Here is a 24,543-nt window from a genome sequence, read left to right as displayed (position 1 = left end):
GCTGGCCGGCAGCAGCCGCAGCGGCCGCAGCACACCGAGCCAGAACAGCAGCCCGTAGCCGGCGCCGGATGCGGTGGTGAAGAAGATGATGGAGGGGGCGGGGTTCATGCGGCGGTCCGGCGTGGGGCGGGCGGGGCGCTATCGGTGGCGAAGGCCATCACCGGCTCAGCGCCCGGTCCAGCCAGCGCATCAGCGGGTGCTTGATGTCGAGCGTGGTGGGCTCGGCCTCCGCCGGCGGGTTGGGGTTGGGCGCCATGGGGCGGCGGGGCGGCAGGTATTTGTTGGTGGGCGCGTAGCCCATCTCCGGCATCAGGTCGAAGCCGCCGCGGGAGGCGACGAGCTGGGAGACCGCGCTCTCGGGGTCGCCGAGGTCGCCGAAATGGCGGGCCCCGACGGGGCAGGTGATGACGCAGGCGGGCTGGCGCTGCGCTTCCGGGATGGTCTCATTGTAGATGCGGTCGACGCAGAGGGTGCATTTCTTCATCACCCCCTCGTCTTCATCGAGCTCCCGCGCGCCATAGGGGCAGGCCCAGGCGCATAACCCGCAGCCGATGCAGGTGTCGGTGTTGACCAGGACGATGCCGTCCTCCGCGCGCTTGTAGGACGCGCCGGTGGGGCAGACGGTGACGCAGGCCGGCGTTTCGCAATGCAGGCAGGAGCGGGGGAAGTGGACGGTGCGGCCTTCCGCGCCCTCGCCCGCCTCATAGGAATGGACGCGGTTGAACCAGACGCCCTCCGCCCCGGCGGAATAGGGCTTCATGTCGGGCAGGGGGGCCAGATGGCCGCCGGCGTTCCACTGCTTGCAGTTGGTGGCGCAGGCCTGGCAGCCGACGCAGGTATCGAGGTCGATGACCAGGCCGAGCTTCTTGGCGGTGGGCGGGGGAAGTTCGGTCACTTGCCGGGCTCCCGGATGATGAGGGGGACCGCCGGCATGTTGGGCGGTGCTTTCAGCGTGGAGGGGTGCGGGGCCGTCTCCTCGGCTTCGCCGGGCGCGCATTTGGTGACGGAGACCCGGAGATCATACCACGCCGCCTGGCCCGTGACGGGGTCGGCGTTGGCGGATTTGAACCCCTCCTGCGCCGGCAGCCATTCGCTGATGACGTGGTTCAGCAGAAAGCCCTTGCTGGATTCCGGGCTGTCGGCGGAAAGCTGCCAGGCGCCGCTGCGCTTGCCGATGGCGTTCCAGGTCCAGACGGTGTCGGTGTTCACGCCTTCCATCAGCGTCACCTGGCCCTTCACGCGGCCCGCGCGGCTTTCGACCCAGACCCAGTCATCCTGCGCGATGCCCTGCTTCGTGGCCGTGCTGCGCGCCATGTAGAGGCGGTTGGAGCCGTGGATCTGGCGCAGCCAGGCGTTCATCGACCCCCAGGAATGGTACATCGCCATCGGCCGCTGCGTGACGGCGGAGAGCGGGTAGGGCGTGGTGTCATGCGCCGCCTGTTCCAGCGGCGCGTACCACATCGGCAGCGGGTCGCAGTAGGTTTCCACGCGCTTGCGAAGCCGATCGGGCGGCTGCTTGGCGCCGTGGCCCTGCGCGGCCAGGCGGAACTTCTGCAGCGGCTCCGACCAGATCTGCATGACGATCTGGTTGGCGGCACCCATCAGGCCCATGGCCTTGGCTTCGTCGAGGTAGGCGCGGTTGGCGTGCTTGAAGTAGCTCTGCTCCGCGGTGAGGTGGTGCTTCCAGAAGCAGCCATTGTCGATGTAGCGCTGCAACTGGTCCTTGTTCGGCTCGCCGACGCCCTTCTTGGTGCCGTCCTCGCCCCGCCATCCCGCCAGCGGCCCGATGCCGGGCATGCGCTGGTGGTTCACGATGTAGTCCGGGTAGTCCTTGAACTTCGCGGTCCCGTCCTCCTTCGTGAAGGCGGGCAGGCCGAGGCGGGAGCCGAGTTCGATCAGCACGTCCTGGAAGGGGCGGACATCGCGGTCCGGCTTGATGACGGGCTGGCGGATGGCGTCGCCGGGGCCGTGCGCGTTGCCGATCGGGCGGTCGAGCAGGCTGATCGCGTCCCAGCGTTCCAGATAGGTCGTGTCGGGCAGGATCAGGTCTGCGTAGGGGACGGTCTCGGAGAAATAGGCATCCGCGTAGATGACGTGGGGGATGCGGTATTCGCCGTCCGCCTTCTGCTCCGTGAGGATGCGGATGGTGTCGAGCGGGTTCATCGCGCTGTTCCAGGCCATGTTGGCCATGAACATGAACAGCGTGTCGATGCTGTACGGGTCCTCCGCGCCCGCATTGCCGATGACGGTATGCATCATCCCGTGCAGGCCGAGCGGCGCTTCCCAGCTGAAGGCCTTGTCGATGCGGAGCGGCGTGCCGGCGTCATCCACAAGAAGGTCATCGGGACCATGCGGGAAGGCGAGCAGATTGCCCGCGATCGGCGTGTTGGGCGCGGTGGTCTTGCCGGCAGGGCCGGGGCCCGGCGGGATCGGCCGCGGGAAGGGCGATTTGTAGCGCCAGGAGCCGGGGGTATCGACGGCGCCCAGCAGCATCTGCAGCAGGTGCAGCGCGCGGCACGTGTGAAAGCCGTTGGAGTGCGCCGAGATGCCGCGCATGGCGTGGAAGGCGATGGGGCGGCCGACCATGGTCTCATGCCGCCGGCCGAGCGCATCGGTCCAGGGCACGTCGAGGGTGATGGTCTCCTTGAAGGCGATGTCCGCGATCTCATTCGCCAGGCGCCGGATGCGGGCGGCATCGATCCCGCAGCGCTCCGCCACCGCATCGGGGGCGTATTCGGCGCCGAGGTAGCGTTCCGCCATCAGCTGGAAGACGGGCACCGCCTTGCGGCCATCGGGCAGGGTGTAGTCGCCCACGATGGCGGGCTGCATCTCGGCCGTCGCGGCATCCACCGGCGCACCGGCGATGCGGTCCCAGGCCAGCGGCTTGCCATCGGCGTCGCGGGCGAACAGTCCGTCATCGGCGCCGCCGGGATTGCGCACCACCAGCCAGGCGGCGTTGGTGTAGCGGACGAGGAATGGCAGATCGACGCGGTCCGTCCGCAGCAGCTCATGCATCAGGGCCATGATGAACAGGCCGTCGGTGCCGGGGCGGATGCCGACCCATTCATCGGCGATGGCGGAATAACCCGTCCGCACCGGGTTCACGGAGACGAATTTCGCCCCCCGCGCCTTCATCTTGCCTAGCCCGATCTTGATCGGGTTGCTGTCATGGTCCTCGGCCACGCCGAACATGACGAAGTACTTCGCGAGTTCCCAATCGGGCTCGCCGAATTCCCAGAAGCTGCCGCCGATGGTGTAGAGGCCGCCGGCCGCCATGTTGACCGAGCAGAAGCCGCCATGGGCGGCGAAATTGGGCGTGCCGAACTGCGCGGCCCAGAAGCCGGTCAGGCTTTGCGACTGGTCGCGGCCGGTGAAGAAGGCGAGCCGCTTCGGGTCCGTGCGGCGGATGTTGCCGAGCCAGCCGGTCGCGATCTCCATCGCTTCCTCCCAGCTGATCTCCGCGAATTCGCCGGAGCCGCGGGGGCCGACGCGCTTCAGCGGGGCGCGCAGCCGGGCCGGGGAGTACTGCGTCATGATCCCGGCGCTGCCCTTGCCGCAGAGCACGCCGCGGTTCACGGGATGGTCGGGATTACCCTCGATGTAGCGGACGCGGCCGTCCTTCAGATGGACTTTGATGCCGCAGCGGCAGGCGCACATGTAGCAGGTGGTGGTCTTCACCGTGTCGCCGATCGGCGCCTGGGTGTCGATGACCTCGCCATGGCCGGTCATCCGGCTGGGCAGGTTGGTATCCGGCATGACGGGCCTTGCCTGATTCTTCGGTGGCCGGATTAGCGCATGGTGGGGCCTGCCCGCAAAGCCCTGGGGCGGGAGAAGAATTTCTTCCGATCCCGCCCCCGGCGGCGTTCACATTCCCTGGCGGTGCACCACCTGGCCGCCGACCATGGTCAGCAGGGCGCGGGTTTCCCGGATCCGCTCCGGCTCAACCGCCAACAGGTCCTGGGACAGCACCACCAGGTCGGCACGCTTGCCGGGCTCGATGGAGCCCAGTTCCGCCTCCGCCCCCAGCAGCACGGCGTTGTTGATGGTGTAGAGGCGCAGCGCCTCCCGCGCCGTGATCGCGTGCTCCGGGCCCAGCTGGTAGCCGGCGAGCGTATTGCGGGTGGTCATCCACCACATGGACTGGAAGGGATCGCCCGGCACCACGGGGGCATCCGTGCCGCCGCCGACATGCACGCCGGCATCGATGATGCGGCGGATCGGGATGGAATAGGCCGCGCGTTCATCCCCCCACCAGCGGCGCTGGTTGTGCCCCAGCAGCACGGGGTGGTTCTGCGCGGTCGCCATGATGCCGAGCCGCGCCATCTCCGTCAGTGCCGAGGGCGTCGGCAGGAAGATGTGCATCACCGTCCAGCGCAGCGGGCGGACTGTGCCAAGTTCCCGGTCCACCTGGCCGTAGAGGCGGGTGATGAGGTCGATGGTGTAGTCGCCCACCGCATGGGTCTGGATCTGCAGCCCGGCGCGGTGGATGGCGCGCAAGCCCTCCAGCAATTCGGGCTCTCCGCCCGCGGGCAGCAGCAGGATGCCGCGGTAGTCCGGGTTGGTCTGTTCGCCGGGCACGATGCGGTAGGGGTCGTTCATGCGGCCACCCTCCACGCCGCCATCCAGCAGCCACTTGATGCCGCCGGTGCGGAGCATGGGGTGCTGCGGCCAACCGGCCTGGGCGGCGATGCCGCGGCGGATCTGTTCGCCGGTGGCGGCGCGCCAGAGCAGCCAGGTGCGGACCGTCATCGCGTTCTGGTCGCGGAGTTCGCGGTAGATGCCGGCGATCTCGTCCGTGATGCCGGGCTCCACCACGGTGGTGACGCCGAGCGCGTTCAGCTCCGCCATCGCCCGCACCACGAGGCGGGTCTGTTCCGGCACCGGCGGCGGCGGGGGCAGGACGCGGCGGGCGAGGACCGTGGCGCCGGCGATCAGCAGGACGCCGGTCGGCTCCCCATCCTCCCGCTTCACGATCACGCCGCCGGCGGGCTGGGGCGTGTCCCTGGTCACGCCGGCGCGGGCCAGGCCGAGGCTGTTCACCGCCACCACATGGCCGCCGCGGGGGATGAAGACCGGGTTGTTCGGCGCGACGCTGTCGAGTTCCCAGCGCGTGGGCAGGCGCCCCTCCGCCAGGATGCTCTCATGCCAGAGGGAGGAGGCCAGGACCCATTCGCCCGGCGGCGTGGCGCGGGCGCGTTCACCGATGCGGGCCAGTATGTCGGCGATGGATCGGGCATCGAGCAGCTGCACCGCGGGCAGGTTCATGCCCCATTGGTGCTGGTGGACATGGCTGTCGATCAGCCCCGGGATGGCGGTGCGGCCGGCGAGGTCGATGACCGTCGTCGCCGGGCCGGCCAGCGCCTCCGCCGCCGCGCCGGTGGCGACGAAGCGGCCATCCCGGATGGCGACGGCGGTGGTGGTGCTTTCGGCGGCGTCCTGGGTGTGGATGCGGCCATTGCGGAGGATGGTCTCCGCGGGCTGGGCGAGCGCGGGCGGCGCCAGCGCCAGCAAGGCGAGGAGGAGCTTGCGCATGGTCAGGCGCTGGCCAGGCCGGCGTCGCGCAGCACCAGGCGGTCCGGCAGCCCGGTGGGGGCGCGGGCGGATTCGCCCAGGTCCAGCACGCCGGTGAGCGTCACGCGCGTATAGGGGTCCGCGATGTGCGGCAGCCCCGGCGCATGGACGGCGACGACACCAATCGGCCAGTCATGCGCGCCGCCGCAGAGTTGGCAGGGAACCAGCGCGGCCTCACCCAAAGCGAGCCAGCCGGGCGCGGCGGTGGGGACGGGGGCGACGAGGCCGGTGAGGGTGACGCGGCTGCCGTCGAGGCGCTTCGCGAGCGGGGAGGGGGCGGAGCCGGCTTCGTCATAAAGGTCGCGCAGCGGCGTCGCGGTGGCGGCGCGGGCCGTGCCGATGGCCGTGCAGGCCAGGCCCGTGCCGGCGGCGATGATGGCGCGGCGGCCGAGGATGCGCGGATGGCTCATGGAACATCTCCCTTCGCGCCGTTCGGGCGCTGTGCGGGGAGGCTATCGCGCGGATTGGCGGAGCGGGAAGGGTGTGAGAGGGATGCTGCGCAGACCCCCACCCCGACCCTCCCCCGCGCTTTCGCGGGGTCGCGGCACTGCTGCGACGCCGAAGGCTGGTCGGGGTGGGAGTCTGCGCCGTCCTCAGTTCCGCGGCAACCGCGCCCGCGCCGGCGCGTCCGGGTTCTGCGCGCGGTGGCGCAGCAGATGGTCCGCCAGCACCAGCGCCAGCATCGCCTCCCCCACCGGGACCGCGCGGATGCCGACGCAGGGGTCGTGGCGGCCCTTGGTCAGCACCTCGACATCCTGCCCGAAGCGATCGACGCTGGCGCGCGGCGTCAGGATGGAGCTTGTCGGCTTCACGGCGAAGCGGGCGACCACGGGCTGGCCGGTGGAGATGCCGCCCAGGATGCCGCCGGCGTGGTTGGAGCTGAACTCCACCTCCCCATCCGGGCCCATGCGCATCTCATCGGCATTGCCTTCGCCGGAGAGGGAGGCGGCTTCGAAGCCGTCCCCGATCTCCACCGCCTTCACGGCGTTGATGGACATCAGCGCGGCCGCGATATCGGCATCGAGCTTGCCATAGATCGGCGCGCCGAGGCCGGGGGGCACGCCCTCCGCCACCACTTCCACGATGGCGCCGACGGAGGAGCCGGATTTGCGGATGGCGGTCAGCTTCTCCTCCCAACGCGCGGCGGCGATCGGGTCGGGGCAGAAGAAGGGGTTGTTGTCCACTTCGGCCCAATCGAAGCGGCTGCGGTCGATCCAGTCCCCGCCCATGCAGACCAGCGCGCCACGGATCGTCACGCCGTCCAGCACCTTGCGGGCGATGGCGCCGGCGGCGACGCGCATGGCGGTTTCGCGGGCGCTGGAACGGCCGCCGCCGCGATAGTCGCGGATGCCGTATTTCAGTTCGTAGGTCAGGTCCGCATGGCCGGGGCGGAAGCGGTCCTTGATCTCGCCGTAGTCCTTGCTGCGCTGGTCCGTGTTCTCGATGTGCAGCGCGATGGGGGTGCCGGTCGTCGCACCCTCGAAGGTCCCGGACAGGATCTTCACCTGGTCCGCTTCCTGGCGCTGGGTGACGAATTTGGATTGGCCGGGGCGGCGGCGGTCCAGATAGGGCTGGATGTCGGCCTCGGTCAGGCCGATGCGCGGCGGGCAGCCATCGACGACGCAGCCGATGGCGATGCCGTGGGACTCGCCCCAGGTGGTGAAGCGGAAGAGGCTGCCGAAGGTGTTGTGGGACATGAGGCTCTCAGCGGGCGGCGAGGTCGCAGCGGAAACCCAGGGCGCGGGTCTCCGGCGTGGGGCGCACGGTGCGGGTCCGCACCGTGTCCGGCTGGCACAGGCCGCTTTGTTGCAGGACGATGGCCTGGCCGGCGATGGTCATCGCGACATCAAGCCGGCTGCCGGCGGCGCAGCGATGGCGGGCGACATCGGCGATCACCTGATCCGCGGTGCGCAGCGGGTCCCAGCCCGAGGCAGCACAGCGCGGCGGTTCCTGCGCCGTGGCGGGCGCGGCCGCGAGGACCATCGCCGCCATCGCCATGCTCGCCGGGGCGCCAACCATCAGACCGTCGCGATATCCGGCGCGTCCGGGTTCTTCATGCCGACGACGTGGTAGCCGCAATCGACGTGATGGACCTCCCCCGTCACGCCGGAGGAGAGGTCGGACAGGAGGTAGAGGCCCGAACCGCCGACATCCTCGATGGTCACGTTCCGCTCCAGCGGCGCGTTGTACTGGTTCCACTTCAGGATGTAGCGGAAATCGCCGATGCCGCTGGCGGCCAGCGTCTTGATCGGGCCGGCGGAGATGGCGTTGACGCGGATGCCGGACTTGCCGAGGTCGGCCGCCATGTAGCGGACGCTGGCTTCCAGCGCCGCCTTGGCCACGCCCATGACGTTGTAGTGCGGCGTCACACGCTCCGCGCCCAGATACGACATGGTCAACAGCGATCCGCCCGGCTTCATCAGCGGCACGGCGCGCTGGGCGACGGCCACGAAGGAATAGACGGAGATGTCCATCGCCTGCAGGAAGGCGCCCTTCGGCGTGTCCATGTAGCGACCGCGCAGGAACTGCTTGTCCGCGAAGCCGATGGCATGGACGATGAAGTCGATCCCGCCCCATTCCGCCTTGATGGCGTCGAAGGCCGCGTCGATGCTGGCATCGTCCGCCACGTCGCAGGGCAGGACCAGCTTGCTGCCGATGCTCTCCGCCAGCGGGCGCACGCGCTTCTCCAGCGCCTCACCCTGGTAGGTGAAGGCGATCTCGCCCCCCTGGGCGGCGACCGCCTGGGCGATGCCCCAGGCGATGGAGCGGTCATTGGCGACCCCCATGACGACGCCGCGCTTGCCCGCCATGAGCGTGCCGCGGGGCACGCCAATCGCGGCGGAATCGGGCGTCTCGGCGTCGGGCATGAGAATGGGACCGGCAGTGGTTGCGGAGGCAGGGGGGTGGTGGCACATGGCCCTGCCCCCGGCAAGGGGGACGCGCCCGCCCCGGGAAGGACGCCGAGCCCGTCCCGGGCAAGGCTCCCCTTCCGAAATGGCGGGATGCCGCCATCTGGACGGCCCGACCAGGAGAATGCCCGTGGACACGCCCGCGCCGCCCGCCACCCACCGCATCCCCGCCACCGACGACCCGATCGCGGGCTTCGAGGCCTGGATGGCCGAGGCCGCGAAATCCGAGCCGAACGACCCCAACGCCGTCTGCCTGGCCACCTGCACGCCGGAAGGCCGGCCGAGTGCCCGGATGGTGCTGCTGAAGGGCGTCGATCCGCGCGGCTTCGTGTTCTACACCAACCTCGAAAGCCGGAAGGGTGGCGAATTGGCGGCCAACCCCTTCGCCGCGCTGTGCTTCCACTGGAAGACGCTGCAACGCTCCGTCCGCGTCGAAGGGGCGGTGGAGGCGGTGAGCCGCGAGGAGGCGGATGCCTATTATGCCTCCCGCGCCCGCGGATCGCGGATCGGCGCCTGGGCCAGCAGGCAGTCCCGCCCGCTGGAAGGGCGCTTCGCGCTGGAAAAGGCGGTGGCGGAATACACGCTGAAATTCGGCGTCTCGGAAATTCCCCGCCCGGCATTCTGGTCCGGCTTCCGCCTGGTGCCGGACCGGATGGAATTGTGGCGGGACATGCCCTTCCGCCTGCATGAACGCCGGGTGTTCCACCGCGTGGCGAACGGGTGGGAGATGGAGATGCTCTACCCGTGACGATACCCGCGGGGCAGGCGCCGGTGGCGGAGCTGCTCCGCCGGCTGTCGGGCGCGGCGCCGATCGAGACGCATATCTCCGCCGTCTTCGTGGGCGCCGACACCGCCTGGAAGCTGAAGAAGGCGGTGACGCTGGGTTTTCTCGATTTCGCACCGCTGGCGGCACGGGAGGAATTCGCCCGGCGTGAGCTGGCGCTGAACCAGCCCCTCGCCCCCGGGCTGTACCGGGACGTGGTGCCGGTGACGCGCGGGGCGGATGGGGCGCTGGCGCTGGGGGGCGATGGCCCCGTGGTGGATTGGGTGCTGCGCATGGCGCCGGTGCCGGCCGCGGATTTCCTGGATGCGGTGGCGGATCGGGGCGGGCTGGACGGGCCGCTGCTGGACGCCATGGCGGATGCGGTGCGGGCCAGCCACGCGGTGGCCGTGCCGGTGGCGCCCAGCTTCGATGCGCCCAGCTTCGATGCCCCCGGCCGCGCGGGGATGGTGCTGGCGGGCAATCTGCGGGACTGCCTGGCCACGGGGCTGCCGGAGGCGCGCGTGATGGCGCTGGGGGCGGCGATGCGGGCGCGGCTTGACGCGCTTTCGCCGTTGCTGCGGGCCCGGGCGGCGGAGGGGCGCGTCCGGCGCTGCCATGGGGATCTGCACCTGGGCAATTTGGTACTGCTGGATGGCAGGCCCACGCCCTTCGACGCGCTGGAATTCGACGAGGCGCTGGCCACCACCGATACGGGCTATGACCTGGCCTTCCTGCTGATGGATTTGCTGCGGCGGGGCGCCCGGGGCGAGGCGAACCGGGTGATGAACCGCTACCTCGCCCGGGACCCTGATATCGGGATGCTGGCGGCGCTGCCCTTCTGGATGGCGCTGCGTGCCATGGTGCGGGCGCATGTGGAAGCCCGGCGGGCTGGGGCCGGTCATGGGATGGCCTATCTGGCACTGGCGGAATCGCTGCTGTCCCCGGTGCCGCCGCGCCTGGTCGCGGTGGGCGGCTTGCAGGGCACGGGCAAGACCTGGCTGGCGCGGGATCTGGCGCCCGACCTCGGCCTGGCGCCCGGCGCGCTGCACCTGCGGACGGATGAGATCAGGAAGCGCCGCGCCGGCGTGGCGCCCGAAGCAAGGCTGCCACCCTCCGCCTATGGAGAGGCCGAGAGCCTGGCCGTTCACGCCGAGATGTTCGCCCTGGCGCGGCAGGCGCTGGCGGCCGGGCATTCGGTGGTGCTGGACGCCGTCTTCCTGAACCCCGCGCGGCGGGCGGAGGCCGAGGCCGCCGCTTCCCCCCACCCCTTCACCGCCTTCTGGCTGGAAGCGCCCATGGCATTGCTGCGGGACCGCGTGGAGAAGCGGGCGGCGGGGCCGGCCCCGGACGCCTCCGACGCGACGATCGCCGTGCTGGAAAGCACCGCCAGCGCCGACGCCGGCGTGATCACCTGGCAACGCCTGGACGCGACCTCTCCGCGGGAGGCCGCCCGGGCCGCACTGGCCTTGTCCGCCGGAATCGGCGCATAAACTTACCCACGAAGGCCTTGCATCGAGAGGAGGGCGCGATGGCTTACCGCCGCCTGCTGCTGCCGTTGACCGGAACCGCTGCCGGAGAGGCCGCGATGGCGTCCGCGCTGATGATCGCGCGGATCTGGAATGCGCATCTGCACTGCCTGCATGTGCGCGTGGATGCCCGCGATGTCGCCCCCCTGGCCGGCGAAGGCCTGTCGGGCGCGATGATCGAGGAGATGATGGCCGCGACGGAACGCGAGAGCGGGGAGCGCGCCGGCCGTGTGCGGTCGCTGTTCGAGAAGTTCGCCGCGATCCATGGCGACCTGACCCTGGCCTCCGACCCCAACACCGCGCTGAAGGTGCCCGGCGTCACGATCTCCTTCGAGGCGATCGCGGGGCGGGAGGAGGATGTGGTGGCGCAGCAATCGCGCCTCTATGACATGGCCGTCGTGCCGCATCCCGAGGCCGATGAGGATGTCAGCAGCAGCGATGCGCTGCATGCCGTGCTGTTCGACAGCGGGCGGCCCGTGCTGATCGCGCCGCGCCAGGCGCCCGCCGTCATCGGCAGCCGCGTCTGCATCGCCTGGAATGGCAGCGCGGAGAGTGCCGCGGCCGTCGCCGCCTCGCTGCCCTGGCTGCACCGGGCGCAGGCGGTGCGGATTCTCTGCTCCGACGAATACCAGCGCCGCGGGCCGCTGGCGGAGGGCATCCGCGCCTATCTGCGCTGGCACGAGATCGAGGCGGAGGTGGTGCCCTTCAAGCCGGCGACGCGGGAGGTGGGCGCGGGGCTGCTGGGGGCTGCGCGGGATTTCGGCGCGGACCTGATGTGCCAGGGTGCCTACAGCCATTCCCGCCTGCGCCAGTTGATCCTGGGCGGCGTAACGCGGCATGTGCTGGAGAATAGCGAGATCCCGATCCTGATGTGCCGCTGAGCGGTTGAGGCGGCACGCCCGGCGCTGGCCCCTGGGGCTGGCGCCGGGTTTTTCTGGTCAACGTAGTTCGTATTTTGTTCCAGGAAAATCCTCCGGCGTTGTGGAGGATGGCACGGCATGACGGTTCCGGTGACGGAGCAGGACCTCCGGGAAGCGATGCGGGATCGCCGCTATTGGCAGCCCGGCCATTCGGAGCGGCAGGCCTGGTCGGATTGGGTGACGACGGGGTGGCAGGGCCTCTATCCCGCGGACGGGGCGGCGCGCCCGATGGTCTGGGTTCGGCCGTAGCCCGTCTTTCTCACCAGTTGCAGCCGCCCTCGCTTGGTCTCGGCGGTGCCTGGGCCGCCGCGTCTCTCGCCAAGACAAGCGTCTTGGCATCGCTCCGCAACGACCCAGCCCCCACCGATCCCGGCGCGATCATCGGCTGGCCTGGTGAGAAATCCGGGCTATCGCCGGGATGGCCATCCCGTGGAGGGCCATTGGCGTGGCGCGCCAATGCGGGAAGGCGGGCGCGTTGCCGATGACGGGCCGGTGCGGCAGGTCGGCTGGCTGTCCACGATCCTGCGGAACCGGGCGATGCGCGGCCCGGCGGATGGGCGCGGCAGCGGCGGGCCAAGGACGGGCGGGCGGCAGCCGATCCGCGACCGGAGCCAGCGGCATCCAGGCCCGGATGGGCGGGACAGGGTCGATGAACTGCGCACTGACCCGCAGACGCGATACGACAGGATCCTCAAGCGCGATATCGATCACTGGCATCGCCCTGGCGGTGAAGCCGGACGTGCGAGGGACCTGGCACAACTGCGCCCAGTCGGAGCGCCTGAGCCGATGCGGGGCGGTGGACTGCGATATCATCTTGAAGATGGCAGGACAGCCATGATGCGTCCGAGCACCTCGCCCGGCAGCGATGGCGTGCCCACACTCGAAGTAGCAAGGCCTCTCGGGGGAGGACGATTTTTTCCTACCGATAAATTTCGTTACCCATAAGCGAGGGATGATCACGATGGCGAATAGCGATGCCACTGAACCGAGCCCGGCCGGTATCGTTGAGACGCTGGGCCAGATGCCTCGCGCGGGGACGCCTGGGCAGCAGATCGCTTTGTATGACCTTGCCTGGACGACCCTTGAGACATTCATCGCCCCGAATGGCGTTGCTGGCACGCGGCTGTCGAATGCCTGGCTGGGCAGCCACGGATGGCGGGTGCAGATGGTGGATCACTACCTCATGTGGAAGGAGGATTGGGTCGCGCGGCTCGTCGAGGCGGCACGCCTTCGCGGCCACGCCTTCCTGCTTGGTACTTCGGTCCACCCGATGGTCGAAGGCCCCTCCGCCGTCTGGCGCGTGGCCACCGATCCGGACCCGACCTCGCGTTTCTTCGAAGCACACTACTGCGGCTTCCACATGCTGTTCCCGGCAGACCTGTCCTTCGCGATCCACGCGAATGAGGGCGACTACGCCGTCTATGCGGGGCCGGAGGATTTCCTCCGCCATGCGTTGCCGCCCGAGGCGATCGGCGCGGCAGCGACGGCCGATGTGGTGGAGGGGATCGAGGAGGAGCATGGCGAGGGCGCCATCGACGGCATCCTCGCGCACTACGCGCCCTTCATGCGGGATCGCTGAGGCGCTCCACCGCCACCAGCAGGCAGCCCGGCCGCGCGGTGTGGATGTTCACATGCGCGGTGCGCGGGTCCGCCAGCGCGCGGGCGAGCGGCGCCGCCACATCGGCGCCCTCGGTCACCTGGCCGAGGTCATAGAGGCAGAGATCCTCGCCATCATAGGCGCGGACGGAAACCAGGCCATTGGCCAGCACCGTCGGCGCGATGCTGTCCCGCGCCTCGAAGCGCGGGCAGTCGGCTTCATTCGCGTGCAGGAAGATCGGGCTCGGCGTCCAGTAGATGCCGCGTGGCCGCGGCAGATCGTAGCTGCCGAGCAGCATGGCCTGGCCGGGCTGGCCGAGGCGCAGGCAGTGCCGGCAGGGGAAGCCGGGGCCATCGACCACGCGGCGGATCAGCGCATGGCCGCGGTCGTCGCGGCCGGTCTCGCGCCAGCGCGTGGCGGTCTCGGCGGGGATGGGGGTGCAGCGGAAGGCGGTCATGGCGGGCTCCTGCGATTCCGCCATGCTGGCGGCGCAAGGCCGCGCTTCGCCATCCGCGCGTTGCGCCGGCATGCGGGCGCGGCAGTCTTGGCGCGATGACAGAGCTTCGCCGCCCCGATGCCGACCTGCTGCCGGAGTACGAGGCCGCGCTGCATCGCGGCTGGTCGCCGACCCCGGTGGCGGCGGAGGCCACGCGGCTGCGGCACCTCGCCGCCATCGCGCAGGACCGCGCCGCCTTCCTCGCCTCGCTCGATGACCGGGAGGGCAAGGGCGCGCCGATCATCCTGCCGGATGGCAGCCAGGTGCCGCGCCTGCCCGGCTTCTCCCGCTGGGTGTGGGATGGCGGCTTCTGCGGCGTGGTGAACATGCGCTGGCAGCCCGGCACGGCGGCGCTGCCCGCCCATGTGCTGGGGCATGTCGGCTACGGCGTGGTGCCCTGGCGGCGGCGGGAGGGGCATGCCGCAAGCGCGCTCGGCCTGCTGCTGGCGGAGATCGCGCCGCTCGGCCTGCCCTGGGTGGAACTCACCACGGACCCGGGCAATGAGGCCTCCATCCGCGTCATCACGGCGCATGGCGGCGTGCTGGTGGAGCGCTTCGCCAGGACCGCCTCGCATGGCGGTGAGGAGGCGCTGCGCTGGCGCATCGCGATGCCGCATGGGGCGAGCCGATCATTCACAGCGTGAATGCCGTCCATGGGGACAGGCCCGCTGTGGAAAGCTGCGTCGCCGTCCTATCTCTCCGCCCGACAAGACGGCCGCGGACGATCCGTGGCCACAGGAACGGGAGATATCCCATGATCGACGTCCGGCCCTTCGCCAGCCTCGGCGGTGCCAACCATGGCTGGCTCAAGGCGAAGCACCATTTCTCCTTCGCCAACTACCACGACCCCAAGCGCATGAACTGGGGGCGGCTGCGCGTGTGGAACGATGACGAGATCGCGGCCGGCACGGGCTTCGACGCGCATCCCCACCGCGACATGGAAATCATCACCTATGTCCGCGAAGGCGCCATCACGCACCGCGACAACATGGGCAATGAAGGCCGGACCGGCGCGGGCGACGTGCAGATCATGTCCGCCGGCACCGGCGTGGTGCACGCCGAATACAATCTGGAACCCGAGACGACGAAGATCTTCCAGATCTGGATCATGCCCGACCAGCGCGGCGCCAAGCCGAACTGGGGCGCCAAGACCTTCCCCAAGGCGGGGCGGGAGGCGGCGTTCGAGGTCCTGGCCTCCGGCCGTCCCGGCGATGCGGGGACGGGCGCGCTGCCGATCAACGTGAATGGCGCAGTGATGGCGGCGACCATCGCCCGCGGCCAGACGCTGACCCAGCCGCTGGCCACCGGCCGCGCCGCCTACCTGGTGCTGGCCAAGGGCGCCGCCACGGTGAACGGCGCCGCGCTGCATGAACGCGACGGCGTCGGCATCGCGCGGGAGGAAGCGGTGACGATCACGGCGACCGAGGATGCGGAAGTCGTGATGGTGGAAGTCGCCGAGGAATAGGGGCGGCGCCGGGGGGCGAAAGCCCCCCGGTCTTGTACCCCCGGGCCCTGGATTGCGCGTCCGGGTTGCAAAGGGAGCCGTATTTCACAATCTTTGTCGGTGACGCACTCTCCGTCCGGGCCAGCCTGCCAAGGCCCGGATCGGGAGGATGGTGATGTCGTTGCTGGTTGATGTGGCGTTCCTGCAGCGCCGCGTATCGCCTGATGCCACCCAGTTGCAGGTGGTGTGGCTGTTCACCACGGGGCCGGAACTGGCCACCCGCGTCACCGCGCTGAACTGGGGTGATGGCCTGGCCGGCCAGGCGATGCCGGATTTCCCGACGGCGGCCTTCACCTACGAATACTTCTACCTCGGCGGGCAGGGCGCGCCGTCGCAGCCGATTTTCGGCACCGCGACCTTCGCGGCGGAGGTGTTCGGCGCGCCGGGCTATGCGGGGCTCACGAATCTGCGCCTGGCGCTGGACCCGGACAACACGCTCGGCCTGCTGGTGAATGGCAGCTTCGGCGGCAATCGCTGGCTGATGGTGACCGGGACGGGGGATGATTCCCTGACCGGCAGCACGAACCGCGACACCATCCATGCCGGCGGCGGCGCGGATTCCGTCTCCGGCGGACGCGGGCGCGACGTGCTGTACGGGGAGGCCGGGAACGACACCGTGGCCGGCGACCAGGATGATGACGACCTGCAGGGCAATGCCGGGAATGACTGGCTGCTGGGCGGTTCGGGGGGCGACCGGCTTGATGGCGGCGTCGGCGCCGATACGCTGGATGGCGGTTCGGGGAATGACCTCCTCCTCGGCGGCGCGGGCGACGATCTGGCGCGCGGCGGCGCCGGCGATGACGTGATCCAGGGCGAGGGCGGCTTCGACGTGCTGCGTGGCGATGCCGGGCTGGATGTCCTGCAGGGCGGGGATGGCGGGGACACGCTGCTGGGCGGGGATGGCGCGGATGTCCTGCTCGGCGGGGCTGGCGATGACCGCCTGCGCGGCGATGCCGGCGATGACGTGATGGCGGGCGGCGAGGGCAATGACCGCTCCTATGGCGGCGCCGGCGCGGACAGCCTGGCGGGTGAGGCCGGCGACGATGTGCTGTTCGGCGATGCCGGCGTCGATACGGTGATGGGCGGTGATGGCGAGGACCGGCTGCTGGGCGGGACGGAGGGCGATTACCTCTACGGCGATGGCGGCCAGGACCGGCTGGAGGGCGGCGACGGCGACGACTTCATGATGGGGGGCACGGGCCGCGACACGCTGCTGGGCGGCGCGGGTGCCGATACCTTCTTCGGCAGCGTCGATGCCGATCTGCTCGTCACCACCGCCGACGGGGCGCGGGACGTGTTCATGTACATCAACCCCACCGCGGAGAATGACCGCATCCTCGGCTTCGTGTCGGGGGAGGATGTGATCCAGCTGTTCTTCGGGCCCTCCGGCCCGCTGATCCAGGGCGCGGCGCCGGTGGCGGGCGCGGGGCCGGCCGTGCTGTTCGATACGCGCAATGGCCGGCTGAGCTACGATTCCGACGGCGCGGACGGCGTCGATGCCGTGCTGATCGCGACGCTGGTCGGCGTGACCAGCCTGGCGGCGGGCGACATCATCATCTGAAGCCCCTCACGCGAGCCGGGCGAGTTCCGCCCGCAGCACGCCGATCGGGTCCCGCCCCGGGCCGGCGGCGACCAGCGCCCGGTGGCCGCCTTCCAGCACAAGATGGCGGGCGCCGGGCAGCAGGGCGGAGGCGACGGGCACCAGGCCATCATTCGGCCCCGCGCCCTGCGCTTCCAGCCACCGCGCCAGCGGCGCATGGGCGCGGTCCTGCGGGCCGGGGCTGGGGCCGATGGCGGTGGCCAGCGTCGCCACCGGCACGGCCGCAACCAGCGCCGCGATGGCCGTCGCATGGTCCCGCATCCAGGCCTGGCGCACCGGCGTGGTCAAATCCTTCACGCCCCGCCCGGTGCCGAGGCCGAGCGCCCGCGCCGCATGGTGCGCGGCGAGGTGGAAGGCGCGGATGCCGCAGACGCGGTCCGCGATGGGCGAACCGCCGAAGGGCGATTGCAGCGCGATGAAGCCGCGGCAGCGCGCCGCCATGCCGGGGCGCAGCAGGGCGGCCAGGGCTTCCAGCCCGCCCTTGGAATGGCCGACCAGGATGAAGGGCCCGGGCTCCGCCAGGGCCGCTTCCTCGATCCGCCCGGCATTGACGCCGACCGGCGCCACCGTCGGCAGCCGCAGCACGGAAGCCGCGACGCCGATGCCCGTCAGCCAGTCGATCTGCCCCGCCATGTAGTCGAGGCCGAGGGGGCGCAGCCCGGCCATCACCTCCCCCAGCAGGCCGTAGCAGAGCAGGACGCGCGTGCCGGCCAGATGGGCGGAGAGGGCCCCGTCATCCATCAGTCCAGCGCGACCACCTGCTTGCCGAAGTTCCGCCCCTCCAGCATGCCGATGAAGGCGGCGGGGGCGTTGGCCAGGCCCTTCGCCACATCCTCCCGCCACTGCATCCGGCCGGCCGCCATGTGGCCCAGCATCTCCGCCCGGAAGCGCCCGTAGCGCTGCCAGCCCGTGTCGTTGACGATGAAGCCCTGGATGCGGAGGCGCTTGCGCACGACGGGGCCGAGGTTGGGGCCGGGCGGCGCGCCGGTGGCGGCGGCGCCGGTCGCGGTGTTGTACTGCGCGATCATGCCGCACATCACCATGCGGCCGAAATCGCGGAAGCGCGGGAAGACGGCGGCCTGCACGGCGCCGCCGACATTCTCCCAATAGACATCGACGCCATCGGGGCAGGCGGCATCGAGGGCGGGGTCGAGCGGCGCGCGGTGGTCGATGGCGGCGTCGAAGCCGAGCGTGTCCTTCACGAAGGCGCATTTCGCGGGGCCGCCGGCGATGCCGATGGCGCGGGCGCCGCGGATGCGGGCGAGCTGCCCGACCACCTGGCCCACGGCGCCGGAGGCGGCGGAGACGACCACCGTCTCCCCTTCCTTCGGCTGGCCGATGTCTTCCAGCCCGACCCAGGCGGTGAGGCCCGGCATGCCGAGCACGCCGAGTGCCGTGGAGGGCGGGGCCTCCTTCGGGTCGATCGCGATCAGGGCCTTGGCGGGGCGGGCGGAGTAGGTCTGCCAGCCATAGCCGCCCATCACCCAGTCGCCTTCCTTGAAGCGCGGGTCGCGGCTGGCGGCGACCTGGCCGACCGCGCTGCATTCCATCACGCCGCCCAGCGCCACCGGCTTGGCGTAGGATTTCGCGTCATCCATGCGGCCGCGCTGGTATGGATCGAGCGAGAGGAAGCGGTGGCGGACCAGGACCTCGCCTTCCCCGGGTTCGGGGATGGCGGATTCCGTCAGTTGGAAGTCTTCCGCAACGGGTGCGCCCTGCGGGCGACGGGCGAGCAGGATCTGCGGATTGCTAGGCATGGGGCGATGGTTCCCTGGTGGTCGCGCGTGGCGTCGAGTGTAGCCCAAACCCCCACCCCGACCCTCCCCCGCAAGCACGGGGGAGGGAGAGGGCTATTGCCGCTTTGCGCGCTCAGCCTCCCGCAGCCAATCCTCCGTCGTCTTGGTCGTCGGCCGTTCCGGTCCCGCATAGGGGTCCATCTGGCCGTCCGTCGCGGCGAAGGCGCGGCAATCCTCGCAGAGGCGGAGCAGCGCCAGCTGCTTCCCGTCCTTGAACATCCAGTGGCCGCTGGCGGTCAGCTTGGCCGAGACGCGGTCGATCTGGCTTTTCACGCCGAAGGGCTTGGCGCAGCGTTCGCAGCAGAAGGGCTCTTCCTCCTTCACCACCGCGACCTGGGCGCTGGCGGGGGAGAGGTTGAGGCGCGGTTCCAGCGTGATGACCTTCTCCGGGCAGGTGGTGGCGCAGAGGCCGCACTGCACGCAGGCATCTTCCAGGAAGCGCAGCTGCGGCTTCTCGGGGTTCGCGGAGAGGGCGCCGGTCGGACAGACGGTGGTGCAGGCGACGCAGAGGGTGCAGCCGCTGGTATCCACCTGCGCGATGCCGAAAGGGGCCAGCGCCGGCATGGGGATGACGGCCTCGCGGCGTTCGGCGCCTTCCGCCAGCGCGCGGCCGGCCTGGCGGAGAATTTCGCGGGGCTGGCCGATGGCGGCGAAGCTGGCGGGGGGGAAGGGCAGGCCGCGGCGGGGAAGGGCGCGAAGCGCCTCCCCCATCGTGAAGGGGTCGTCGGTCTCGATCGCCGCGGCGCGGGGGGCGCCGTGGTCGGTCACGCCGAGGCCGGCGAGGATCGTGGTGGCGTAGTCGATGTTGCGGAAGACGCCTTCGACGCCATGCGCGCGCTTGCCCTTCATCAGCACGCGGATCTGCGCGGCGCCCCAGGCGAAGGCCGCCAGGAAGAAGCTGAGGTCGAGCTGCGAGACTTCGTTGACCCGCAGAGGCAGCACGCGGGCGGGCAGGCCATCGCCGTGGCGGGAAAGGGCATCGATCAGCGGCTCGCCATGCTCGGCATCGTGGACCAGCAGCGCGGGGGCTTCGCCGCCTGCCTCGCGATAGGTCAGCAGCAGGGTGCGCACACGCCGCAGCAGCGCGTCGGAGGACGGCATGGCGTATTGCGCCGCGCCGGTCGGGCAGACGGCCGCACAGGCGCCGCAGCCCGCGCAGATCTCCGCGCTGATGAGGACGCTGTCCTTGCCCGGCGTGATGGCGCCGGTGGGGCAGAGGTCCAGGCACCGCGTGCAGGCGGTGCGGCGGTTGCGTGAATGGGCGCAGAGCGAGGCGTCGAAGGTGACGAAGCGGGGCTTGTCGAATTCGCCCACCAGGTCGCGGGCGCGGGCGACCAGGCGTTCCACCGCCGCCGTATCGGAGGTGTCGGCGCGGAGGTAGCCCTGGCGCACCTCATGCGTCGGGAACAGCGCCGCGCCGCCGGTCAAATCCACCAGCACGTCGCAGCGGCTTGTCGCGCCATCCCGCGCCGGGCCCCATTCATAGGCGGCGCGGGAGGAGGGGCGCGGCATGGCATAGCCATCCACCGTCACCTCGAAGGCGCCGAGCCAACCGGTGGCGGCGCGGGCGCGGCCGCGGGCGACGGGGAAATCGGCGGCGCGCAGCGGCGCGACCTTCTGCGCGCCGGTCAGCAGGACGGTGACGTCCAGGCTCTCCGCCAGGCGGGCGGCGATGGCCAGCGCGGCCTCATCCCGGCCCAGCACCAGGGTCACGCCCTCGCTCTTCATCGGCACCAAGGCGGTGGCGGGCATGGGCACGGCGGCGGCGGCGATCAGCGCGGCCATCTTGGGGCCGGCGGCCTTGGCATCCTCCGACCAGCCCGCGGTCTCCCGGATGTTCACGAAGCCCAAATCGCGGGTGAAGCCGGCGGCCTCCGCCTCCTGCTGGAACAGCGGTGCCTGCGCGGTGCAGGCGACGGTGATGGGCCGGTCCTCCGCCAGCGCGGCACGGAAGCGGTCGAGCTGCGCCAGGCAGAGCTGCTCGGCCTGGCGGGGGGCGGTGGCGCAGCCGCGGGCGATGGCTCGGCCATCGAGCGGCATCGTATCCTCGCAGGAACAGACGAAGGTGGTGCGCCCGTTGGTGGCGGCGGTGGCGGTCATCGGCGTCCCGGGCATCCCTGTTGTCCCCGGGTCTAGGCCCGGGCGCGGCCCGCCCATATATGCGCGTCCTCTCGCCGTTGCGAGGGATGCCGGAGGAAGCGAGCCAGCCGTGGCGAAAGACCTACCCCTTGGCCTACCCGAATTGCCGAGTGTCTTCGAACCCGTGGTCGCGCTGCGCGAGGGCGGCGATGCGATGACCCGCGCCCTGGCGCTGGCGCCGGAGCATGGGGCGGGGACGCTCGCCTGGGTGCGATCGGCATCGCGGATCGAGGCCGCGGTGGTGCTGGAACCCGAATTGCCGCTGGCCGCCGCGCGGGCCGCCATCTTCGCCGGCGCCAGCGCGCTGGCCGATGCGTTGGCCGCCTATGGCCCGCCGGAAGTGCCGCTGACCTTCCACTGGCCGGGGATCGTGCTGGTGAATGACGGCCAGGTGGGCCGCATCCGGCTGGCGTGGCCGGATGCCACGGCCGAGCAGGACGAACCCGCCTGGCTGGTGCTGGGCATGGAAGCGCGCCTGTCCTTCCCCCGGGGCTGGGAGCCCGGCCACGGCCTGCACCAGACCGCGATCCTGGAGGAAGGCTGGTCGGAGGATGAGGTTTCCTGCGCCGATCTCACCGCCGCCTGGGCGCGGCACCTGATGGCGAACCTGGCGGAATGGCAGCGGGTGGGGCCGGGGTCCGGCTTCACGCGCATGGCGGAACGCTATCTGGCGAGGCTGGCCCGGCAGGAATGGATGGGCGAGGCAAGGCGGGGGATCGACCCCGCCAGCGGCGACCTGCTGCTGGATGAGGACGGCACCCGGACCCGGCACGCACTGCTGGACGCGCTGGCGGTGCCGGCATGACCGGCTTCCTGCCGCGTACCCTGCGGCTCGATCCCTCCGACACCGTGATCTTCGACCCCGCGGCGGCGCCGGGGGAATGGGCGGTGCCGGGCGCCTTCGAATTCTGGGACGAGGACCCGGCCGGGATGGCCGGCAAGCGGCGCCAGGCCTTCCGGGGCGGCTTCCTCGGCCTGTCCAGCTTCGGCTGGTCCACGCTGGTGGAAGTGGCGGCGGCGGCGGCGGCGGAGCGGGAGGCGGCGGTGGCGGCGCTGGCCGCGCACATCCGCACCCGCCACGGCGCGCCCGATGACGATGCCGCGCAGGCGGCGGCGCTGGAGGAAATCGGCTTCGCGGAGAGCCTCTGCGAAGGGCATGCGCCGGGCACCGTCCTGGCTCTGTCCCGCAGCGTCGAGGAAGGGGAGGTGCGCGAACGCTTCCGCACCCTGCATCTGCGGGACACGCCCCATACCAGCTTCAATGCGCTCCCGGTCTTCGGGATGGTGACGGTGGACGGCGAGGATGACCCGGTGGAGCGGCCCGATTTGATGAACCTCGGTGACCGCGCATGAGCGGCAACACGCCACCCGGCTTGATGCCGGGCGATTTCTGGGTCGCCTCCGGCCACCATTTGTGTGACCGGGACGAGGATGGGCGCATCCACGGCACGCCCGACCTCTGGCGCGCCTTCTGCGCCAGGCCGGAACTGGTGCCGCCCGATGAAGCCTGCGACGCGGAGCGCGCGCTGCATGCCGCCCTGATGGTGGACCCGCTGCGCGTGGTGACGGAGGCCGAGGTCGCGGCACTGGCGGACGCCGACGCGCAGGAGAATTTCCGGGTCTTCCTCCAGTTCCGGGACCGCGTGGTGGCGGAGCCCTGCCTGGAAGCCGCGTGGCTCTCGCTCTACCGGAAGGGCGTCGCGGGCATCCCGCCGATCTTCCTGCAGATGCTGACGCACCTGGTCGTGCGATCCGCGCTGGAAGGGGTGGGGGATCCCTTCACCCTGCGCGCCGCCGAATTGCTGTTCCGCATCCAGCGCGTGGCCATCCACCAGGGCGCGCTGCTGGTGGCGGATGAGGAGATCCTGGACCACAAGGGCGGCGACAGCGGCTTCGGCGCGCTCGGCCAATTGCTGGTCGAAGCCGGCGCCCAGCCGCGGGAGGTCGAGATCGACGTGCTGTCGGAGGAGAACGGGCACCTCTATCCCGGGCGGTCGGACGCGCATGATTTCGCGCTCGACATCGCCGAGGGACGGCCCGGGCAGCACGGCCTGGCCCGCGCGCTGGAACGTTTCATCGGCCATGTGATGGGGGAGCAGGTGACGATCCGCCCCGTGCCCGTGATCGAGGACCACAACTGGACCTGGCATGTCGGGCTGGACGCGGAAGCGACCGCCATCGCCAACGACCTCTGGCAGGGCAAGAAGGTGAAGCAGGCGCGGCTGGCGCGGATCATCTGGCTCGGCGTGCTTGAATTCGCCGAGGCATCGCGCGTGCTGCCGCGCGTCGCGGGCAAGCCCGTCTATCTGGCGATCGCGATGGATGCCGCGCAGAAGCTGCGCATCAAGCCCCAGAACCTGGTCGCCGGCCTGCCGTTGCGGGCGCGGGAGGATGCGGCATGAGCGTGCCGCGCCACCCCGATTCCGTGGCGGTGCAGGTCGCCGTCATCGCCGAACGCCGGCCGGGTGTGACCAAGTGGGTGGATCACGTCTGGCAGGCGGTGGAGGTGCTGGAACATGCGCCCCCCGTCCCCGCCTGGACCAAGCTGCGGGAAGATAGCGGCCGCGCCCTGTTCTTCGCCGGCGTCGCGGAGGTGGTGATGCACCCGACCGACACCGACAACTACAAGCACAACCTCGAATCCGCGCAGCCCCTGGTCTGGGTGCTGCTGCGCCCGACCGAGGCCGAGCCTGGCATGGCGCTGCAATCCGTGATGGTCGATCCTGGGGAGGCGCATCTGCACGCCGATGTCGGGCAGGATCTGATGGAGGCGCTGCCCATGCCGCCCGGGCTGCACGCCATCGCGACGGAGTTCGTCGCCCGCCACCACAAGGAACGCGGCTTCTACAAGCGCAAGCGCGACCAGGCGAACCCGGAGGCACTCGCGCGGAGCGCGGATGGGACCCCGGCGCGGAGCGCGGATGCGGCAAATGCGCGGCGGATGCCGGAGGATGAGGCGTGAGCGGGGAGGGGGAGCCCGGCTTCCTCGGCCGCTGGTCCCGCCGCAAGCGGGGCATGGAGGCCGAGGCGGAGACGCCGCCGGACGCCCTGGCCATGCCGGAACCCCTGTCCCCAGACCCAACCGGGGACGCAGCCGCCGACTCAACCGGGGGTGTGCCCAAATCCGGCACCTGCCCGATTCCGGGCATGGAGCCGATCGACCTCTCGACCCTGCCGCGGATCGACGAATTGTCGGTGACGAGCGACCTGGCGCCCTTCCTCCGCCCCGGCATCCCCGCCGCGCTGCGATCGGCGGCGCTGCGGCGCATGTGGAGCCTGGACCCCGCGATCCGCGACTATATCGGCCCCGTCGAATACCAGTGGGACTTCAACACGCCGGGCGGGCTGCCGAACGGCTTCGCCTCCGAACTGATCGGGGATGTGCAGAAGCTGCTGGCCCAGGCGATCGGGGCGGTGGAGGAGAAGCCGGCGTCGCTGGACGACGCAGCCCCGCCGGAAGAGGCCCCGCTGCCCGAGCCTGGGACACTGCCCGAGCCTGGGGCGCTGCCCGACTCGGGGCCGGCCGTGATGGTGGAAGCGCCCGCCATGCTCCCCCCGGGCGCAACCCTGGCCTCCCCGATCGCACCCCCGCCCATGGCCGCGTTGCCAACGACGGAAGAGGATTGCGGCGGGCCCCAGCCGCGGCGGCGGCGCCACGGCGGGGCGCTGCCGGCATAACTGCAATTCTGGTAATGTTTCCCGCTGGAAAACAGGCCGGCGGC

General features: G+C 71.0%; 24 protein-coding genes. 13 read left to right on the top strand and 11 right to left on the bottom strand.

Going from position 1 to position 24,543, the window contains the following annotated elements; all coding sequences use genetic code 11:
* Positions 1 to 157: 157 nt before the first annotated feature.
* The 7 genes from ACTIE5_RS29055 to fabI form a co-directional block, all read right to left on the bottom strand.
* On the bottom strand, positions 158 to 895 hold the full coding sequence (locus ACTIE5_RS29055; protein ID WP_439553235.1) for a 4Fe-4S dicluster domain-containing protein: 738 nt from the start codon (positions 893 to 895) through the stop codon (positions 158 to 160).
* On the bottom strand, positions 892 to 3,756 hold the full coding sequence (locus ACTIE5_RS29050) for a molybdopterin oxidoreductase family protein (protein ID WP_439553234.1): 2,865 nt from the start codon (positions 3,754 to 3,756) through the stop codon (positions 892 to 894). The genes ACTIE5_RS29055 and ACTIE5_RS29050 overlap by 4 nt, the downstream gene beginning before the upstream one ends.
* A 108-nt stretch (positions 3,757 to 3,864) precedes the next feature.
* Positions 3,865 to 5,532, bottom strand: coding sequence for an amidohydrolase (locus ACTIE5_RS29045; protein WP_439553233.1), 1,668 nt, complete (start codon positions 5,530 to 5,532; stop codon positions 3,865 to 3,867).
* A gap of 2 nt (positions 5,533 to 5,534) precedes the next feature.
* Positions 5,535 to 5,981, bottom strand: coding sequence for a hypothetical protein (locus ACTIE5_RS29040; protein WP_439553232.1), 447 nt, complete (start codon positions 5,979 to 5,981; stop codon positions 5,535 to 5,537).
* A 183-nt stretch (positions 5,982 to 6,164) separates the two neighbouring features.
* Positions 6,165 to 7,268 carry a chorismate synthase gene (gene aroC, locus ACTIE5_RS29035; protein ID WP_439553231.1) on the bottom strand — a complete coding sequence of 368 codons (1,104 nt, stop codon included), beginning with the start codon at positions 7,266 to 7,268 and terminating at the stop codon, positions 6,165 to 6,167.
* Between the two features lie 7 nt (positions 7,269 to 7,275).
* Positions 7,276 to 7,590, bottom strand: coding sequence for a hypothetical protein (locus ACTIE5_RS29030; RefSeq protein WP_439553230.1), 315 nt, complete (start codon positions 7,588 to 7,590; stop codon positions 7,276 to 7,278).
* Entirely contained in the window at positions 7,590 to 8,438 is an 849-nt protein-coding gene (fabI, locus tag ACTIE5_RS29025; protein WP_439553229.1) for an enoyl-ACP reductase FabI, read from the bottom strand. The genes ACTIE5_RS29030 and fabI overlap by 1 nt, the downstream gene beginning before the upstream one ends.
* Positions 8,439 to 8,685: 247 nt before the next feature.
* Between fabI and pdxH the strand changes: the two genes are divergently transcribed.
* From pdxH to ACTIE5_RS29000, 5 genes are all read left to right on the top strand, one after another.
* Complete coding sequence (gene pdxH / locus ACTIE5_RS29020; protein ID WP_439553256.1) at positions 8,686 to 9,228, top strand: pyridoxamine 5'-phosphate oxidase; 543 nt, start codon at positions 8,686 to 8,688, stop codon at positions 9,226 to 9,228.
* Positions 9,225 to 10,733: an AAA family ATPase gene (locus ACTIE5_RS29015; protein ID WP_439553228.1), complete on the top strand. Its 1,509-nt coding sequence runs from the start codon at positions 9,225 to 9,227 to the stop codon at positions 10,731 to 10,733. Before pdxH ends, ACTIE5_RS29015 begins: the two co-directional genes overlap by 4 nt.
* Before the next feature lie 38 nt (positions 10,734 to 10,771).
* Positions 10,772 to 11,650 (top strand): universal stress protein, encoded by an 879-nt coding sequence (locus ACTIE5_RS29010; RefSeq protein WP_439553227.1) that lies wholly within the window; start codon positions 10,772 to 10,774, stop codon positions 11,648 to 11,650.
* A gap of 117 nt (positions 11,651 to 11,767) precedes the next feature.
* Positions 11,768 to 11,938 (top strand): hypothetical protein, encoded by a 171-nt coding sequence (locus ACTIE5_RS29005; RefSeq protein WP_439553226.1) that lies wholly within the window; start codon positions 11,768 to 11,770, stop codon positions 11,936 to 11,938.
* 712 nt (positions 11,939 to 12,650) lie between these two features.
* Positions 12,651 to 13,268 carry a hypothetical protein gene (locus ACTIE5_RS29000; RefSeq protein ID WP_439553225.1) on the top strand — a complete coding sequence of 206 codons (618 nt, stop codon included), beginning with the start codon at positions 12,651 to 12,653 and terminating at the stop codon, positions 13,266 to 13,268.
* Here ACTIE5_RS29000 and ACTIE5_RS28995 read toward each other — a convergent pair.
* Complete coding sequence (locus ACTIE5_RS28995; RefSeq protein WP_439553224.1) at positions 13,252 to 13,743, bottom strand: DUF1203 domain-containing protein; 492 nt, start codon at positions 13,741 to 13,743, stop codon at positions 13,252 to 13,254. The two genes, ACTIE5_RS29000 and ACTIE5_RS28995, sit on opposite strands and share 17 nt — an antisense overlap.
* 95 nt (positions 13,744 to 13,838) lie before the next feature.
* Here ACTIE5_RS28995 and ACTIE5_RS28990 point away from each other — a divergent pair, with 95 nt between their 5' ends.
* The 3 genes from ACTIE5_RS28990 (at position 13,839) to ACTIE5_RS28980 (ending at position 16,847) form a co-directional block, all read left to right on the top strand.
* Positions 13,839 to 14,426 carry a GNAT family N-acetyltransferase gene (locus tag ACTIE5_RS28990; RefSeq protein WP_439553223.1) on the top strand — a complete coding sequence of 196 codons (588 nt, stop codon included), beginning with the start codon at positions 13,839 to 13,841 and terminating at the stop codon, positions 14,424 to 14,426.
* Between the two features lie 110 nt (positions 14,427 to 14,536).
* Positions 14,537 to 15,247 (top strand): pirin family protein, encoded by a 711-nt coding sequence (locus tag ACTIE5_RS28985; RefSeq protein WP_439553222.1) that lies wholly within the window; start codon positions 14,537 to 14,539, stop codon positions 15,245 to 15,247.
* A gap of 154 nt (positions 15,248 to 15,401) precedes the next feature.
* Positions 15,402 to 16,847 carry a calcium-binding protein gene (locus tag ACTIE5_RS28980; RefSeq protein ID WP_439553221.1) on the top strand — a complete coding sequence of 482 codons (1,446 nt, stop codon included), beginning with the start codon at positions 15,402 to 15,404 and terminating at the stop codon, positions 16,845 to 16,847.
* A 6-nt stretch (positions 16,848 to 16,853) separates the two neighbouring features.
* On the opposite strand, the gene ACTIE5_RS28975 is transcribed toward ACTIE5_RS28980, so the two are convergent.
* From ACTIE5_RS28975 to ACTIE5_RS28965, 3 genes are all read right to left on the bottom strand, one after another.
* Positions 16,854 to 17,627: a hypothetical protein gene (locus tag ACTIE5_RS28975; protein WP_439553220.1), complete on the bottom strand. Its 774-nt coding sequence runs from the start codon at positions 17,625 to 17,627 to the stop codon at positions 16,854 to 16,856.
* Complete coding sequence (locus tag ACTIE5_RS28970; RefSeq protein ID WP_439553219.1) at positions 17,627 to 18,643, bottom strand: NADP-dependent oxidoreductase; 1,017 nt, start codon at positions 18,641 to 18,643, stop codon at positions 17,627 to 17,629. The genes ACTIE5_RS28975 and ACTIE5_RS28970 overlap by 1 nt, the downstream gene beginning before the upstream one ends.
* Positions 18,644 to 18,736: 93 nt before the next feature.
* Entirely contained in the window at positions 18,737 to 20,797 is a 2,061-nt protein-coding gene (locus ACTIE5_RS28965; RefSeq protein WP_439553218.1) for a 4Fe-4S binding protein, read from the bottom strand.
* A gap of 94 nt (positions 20,798 to 20,891) precedes the next feature.
* On the opposite strand from ACTIE5_RS28965, the gene ACTIE5_RS28960 reads away from it, so the two are divergent.
* From ACTIE5_RS28960 to ACTIE5_RS28940, 5 genes are read left to right on the top strand one after another with little or no spacing between them, the layout of a single operon-like run.
* Positions 20,892 to 21,626: a biotin/lipoate--protein ligase family protein gene (locus ACTIE5_RS28960; protein WP_439553217.1), complete on the top strand. Its 735-nt coding sequence runs from the start codon at positions 20,892 to 20,894 to the stop codon at positions 21,624 to 21,626.
* Positions 21,623 to 22,174 (top strand): DUF6505 family protein, encoded by a 552-nt coding sequence (locus tag ACTIE5_RS28955; protein WP_439553216.1) that lies wholly within the window; start codon positions 21,623 to 21,625, stop codon positions 22,172 to 22,174. The genes ACTIE5_RS28960 and ACTIE5_RS28955 overlap by 4 nt, the downstream gene beginning before the upstream one ends.
* The gene (locus ACTIE5_RS28950; RefSeq protein ID WP_439553215.1) at positions 22,171 to 23,223 is read left to right on the top strand and encodes a DUF6352 family protein; all 1,053 of its coding nucleotides are present in this window, start codon (positions 22,171 to 22,173) and stop codon (positions 23,221 to 23,223) included. The genes ACTIE5_RS28955 and ACTIE5_RS28950 overlap by 4 nt, the downstream gene beginning before the upstream one ends.
* Positions 23,220 to 23,783 (top strand): DUF3305 domain-containing protein, encoded by a 564-nt coding sequence (locus ACTIE5_RS28945; RefSeq protein ID WP_439553214.1) that lies wholly within the window; start codon positions 23,220 to 23,222, stop codon positions 23,781 to 23,783. Before ACTIE5_RS28950 ends, ACTIE5_RS28945 begins: the two co-directional genes overlap by 4 nt.
* Positions 23,780 to 24,499, top strand: a complete 720-nt coding sequence (locus ACTIE5_RS28940) for a DUF3306 domain-containing protein (protein ID WP_439553213.1) — start codon at positions 23,780 to 23,782, stop codon at positions 24,497 to 24,499. Before ACTIE5_RS28945 ends, ACTIE5_RS28940 begins: the two co-directional genes overlap by 4 nt.
* The last annotated feature ends 44 nt before the right edge of the window (positions 24,500 to 24,543 follow it).

The sequence above is a fragment of the Falsiroseomonas sp. genome, from assembly GCF_051859025.1.
In the GTDB taxonomy this organism is placed as follows: Bacteria; Pseudomonadota; Alphaproteobacteria; order Acetobacterales; family Acetobacteraceae; genus Falsiroseomonas.
This window is presented reverse-complemented; position numbering and strand designations above follow the sequence as displayed.

Bases quoted from the DNA above. Each gene is read 5' to 3' on its own strand.
- ACTIE5_RS29050 (WP_439553234.1), bottom strand. From the start codon at position 3,756: ATGCCGGATACCAACCTGCCCAGCCGGATGACCGGCCATGGCGAGGTC.
- ACTIE5_RS29045 (WP_439553233.1), bottom strand. From the start codon at position 5,532: ATGCGCAAGCTCCTCCTCGCCTTGCTGGCGCTGGCGCCGCCCGCGCTC.
- ACTIE5_RS29040 (WP_439553232.1), bottom strand. From the start codon at position 5,981: ATGAGCCATCCGCGCATCCTCGGCCGCCGCGCCATCATCGCCGCCGGC.
- aroC (WP_439553231.1), bottom strand. From the start codon at position 7,268: ATGTCCCACAACACCTTCGGCAGCCTCTTCCGCTTCACCACCTGGGGC.
- ACTIE5_RS29030 (WP_439553230.1), bottom strand. From the start codon at position 7,590: ATGGTTGGCGCCCCGGCGAGCATGGCGATGGCGGCGATGGTCCTCGCG.
- fabI (WP_439553229.1), bottom strand. From the start codon at position 8,438: ATGCCCGACGCCGAGACGCCCGATTCCGCCGCGATTGGCGTGCCCCGC.
- pdxH (WP_439553256.1), top strand. From the start codon at position 8,686: ATGGCCGAGGCCGCGAAATCCGAGCCGAACGACCCCAACGCCGTCTGC.
- ACTIE5_RS29010 (WP_439553227.1), top strand. From the start codon at position 10,772: ATGGCTTACCGCCGCCTGCTGCTGCCGTTGACCGGAACCGCTGCCGGA.
- ACTIE5_RS29005 (WP_439553226.1), top strand. From the start codon at position 11,768: ATGACGGTTCCGGTGACGGAGCAGGACCTCCGGGAAGCGATGCGGGAT.
- ACTIE5_RS29000 (WP_439553225.1), top strand. From the start codon at position 12,651: ATGGCGAATAGCGATGCCACTGAACCGAGCCCGGCCGGTATCGTTGAG.
- ACTIE5_RS28995 (WP_439553224.1), bottom strand. From the start codon at position 13,743: ATGACCGCCTTCCGCTGCACCCCCATCCCCGCCGAGACCGCCACGCGC.
- ACTIE5_RS28990 (WP_439553223.1), top strand. From the start codon at position 13,839: ATGACAGAGCTTCGCCGCCCCGATGCCGACCTGCTGCCGGAGTACGAG.
- ACTIE5_RS28985 (WP_439553222.1), top strand. From the start codon at position 14,537: ATGATCGACGTCCGGCCCTTCGCCAGCCTCGGCGGTGCCAACCATGGC.
- ACTIE5_RS28980 (WP_439553221.1), top strand. From the start codon at position 15,402: ATGTCGTTGCTGGTTGATGTGGCGTTCCTGCAGCGCCGCGTATCGCCT.
- ACTIE5_RS28975 (WP_439553220.1), bottom strand. From the start codon at position 17,627: ATGGATGACGGGGCCCTCTCCGCCCATCTGGCCGGCACGCGCGTCCTG.
- ACTIE5_RS28970 (WP_439553219.1), bottom strand. From the start codon at position 18,643: ATGCCTAGCAATCCGCAGATCCTGCTCGCCCGTCGCCCGCAGGGCGCA.
- ACTIE5_RS28965 (WP_439553218.1), bottom strand. From the start codon at position 20,797: ATGCCCGGGACGCCGATGACCGCCACCGCCGCCACCAACGGGCGCACC.
- ACTIE5_RS28955 (WP_439553216.1), top strand. From the start codon at position 21,623: ATGACCGGCTTCCTGCCGCGTACCCTGCGGCTCGATCCCTCCGACACC.
- ACTIE5_RS28950 (WP_439553215.1), top strand. From the start codon at position 22,171: ATGAGCGGCAACACGCCACCCGGCTTGATGCCGGGCGATTTCTGGGTC.
- ACTIE5_RS28945 (WP_439553214.1), top strand. From the start codon at position 23,220: ATGAGCGTGCCGCGCCACCCCGATTCCGTGGCGGTGCAGGTCGCCGTC.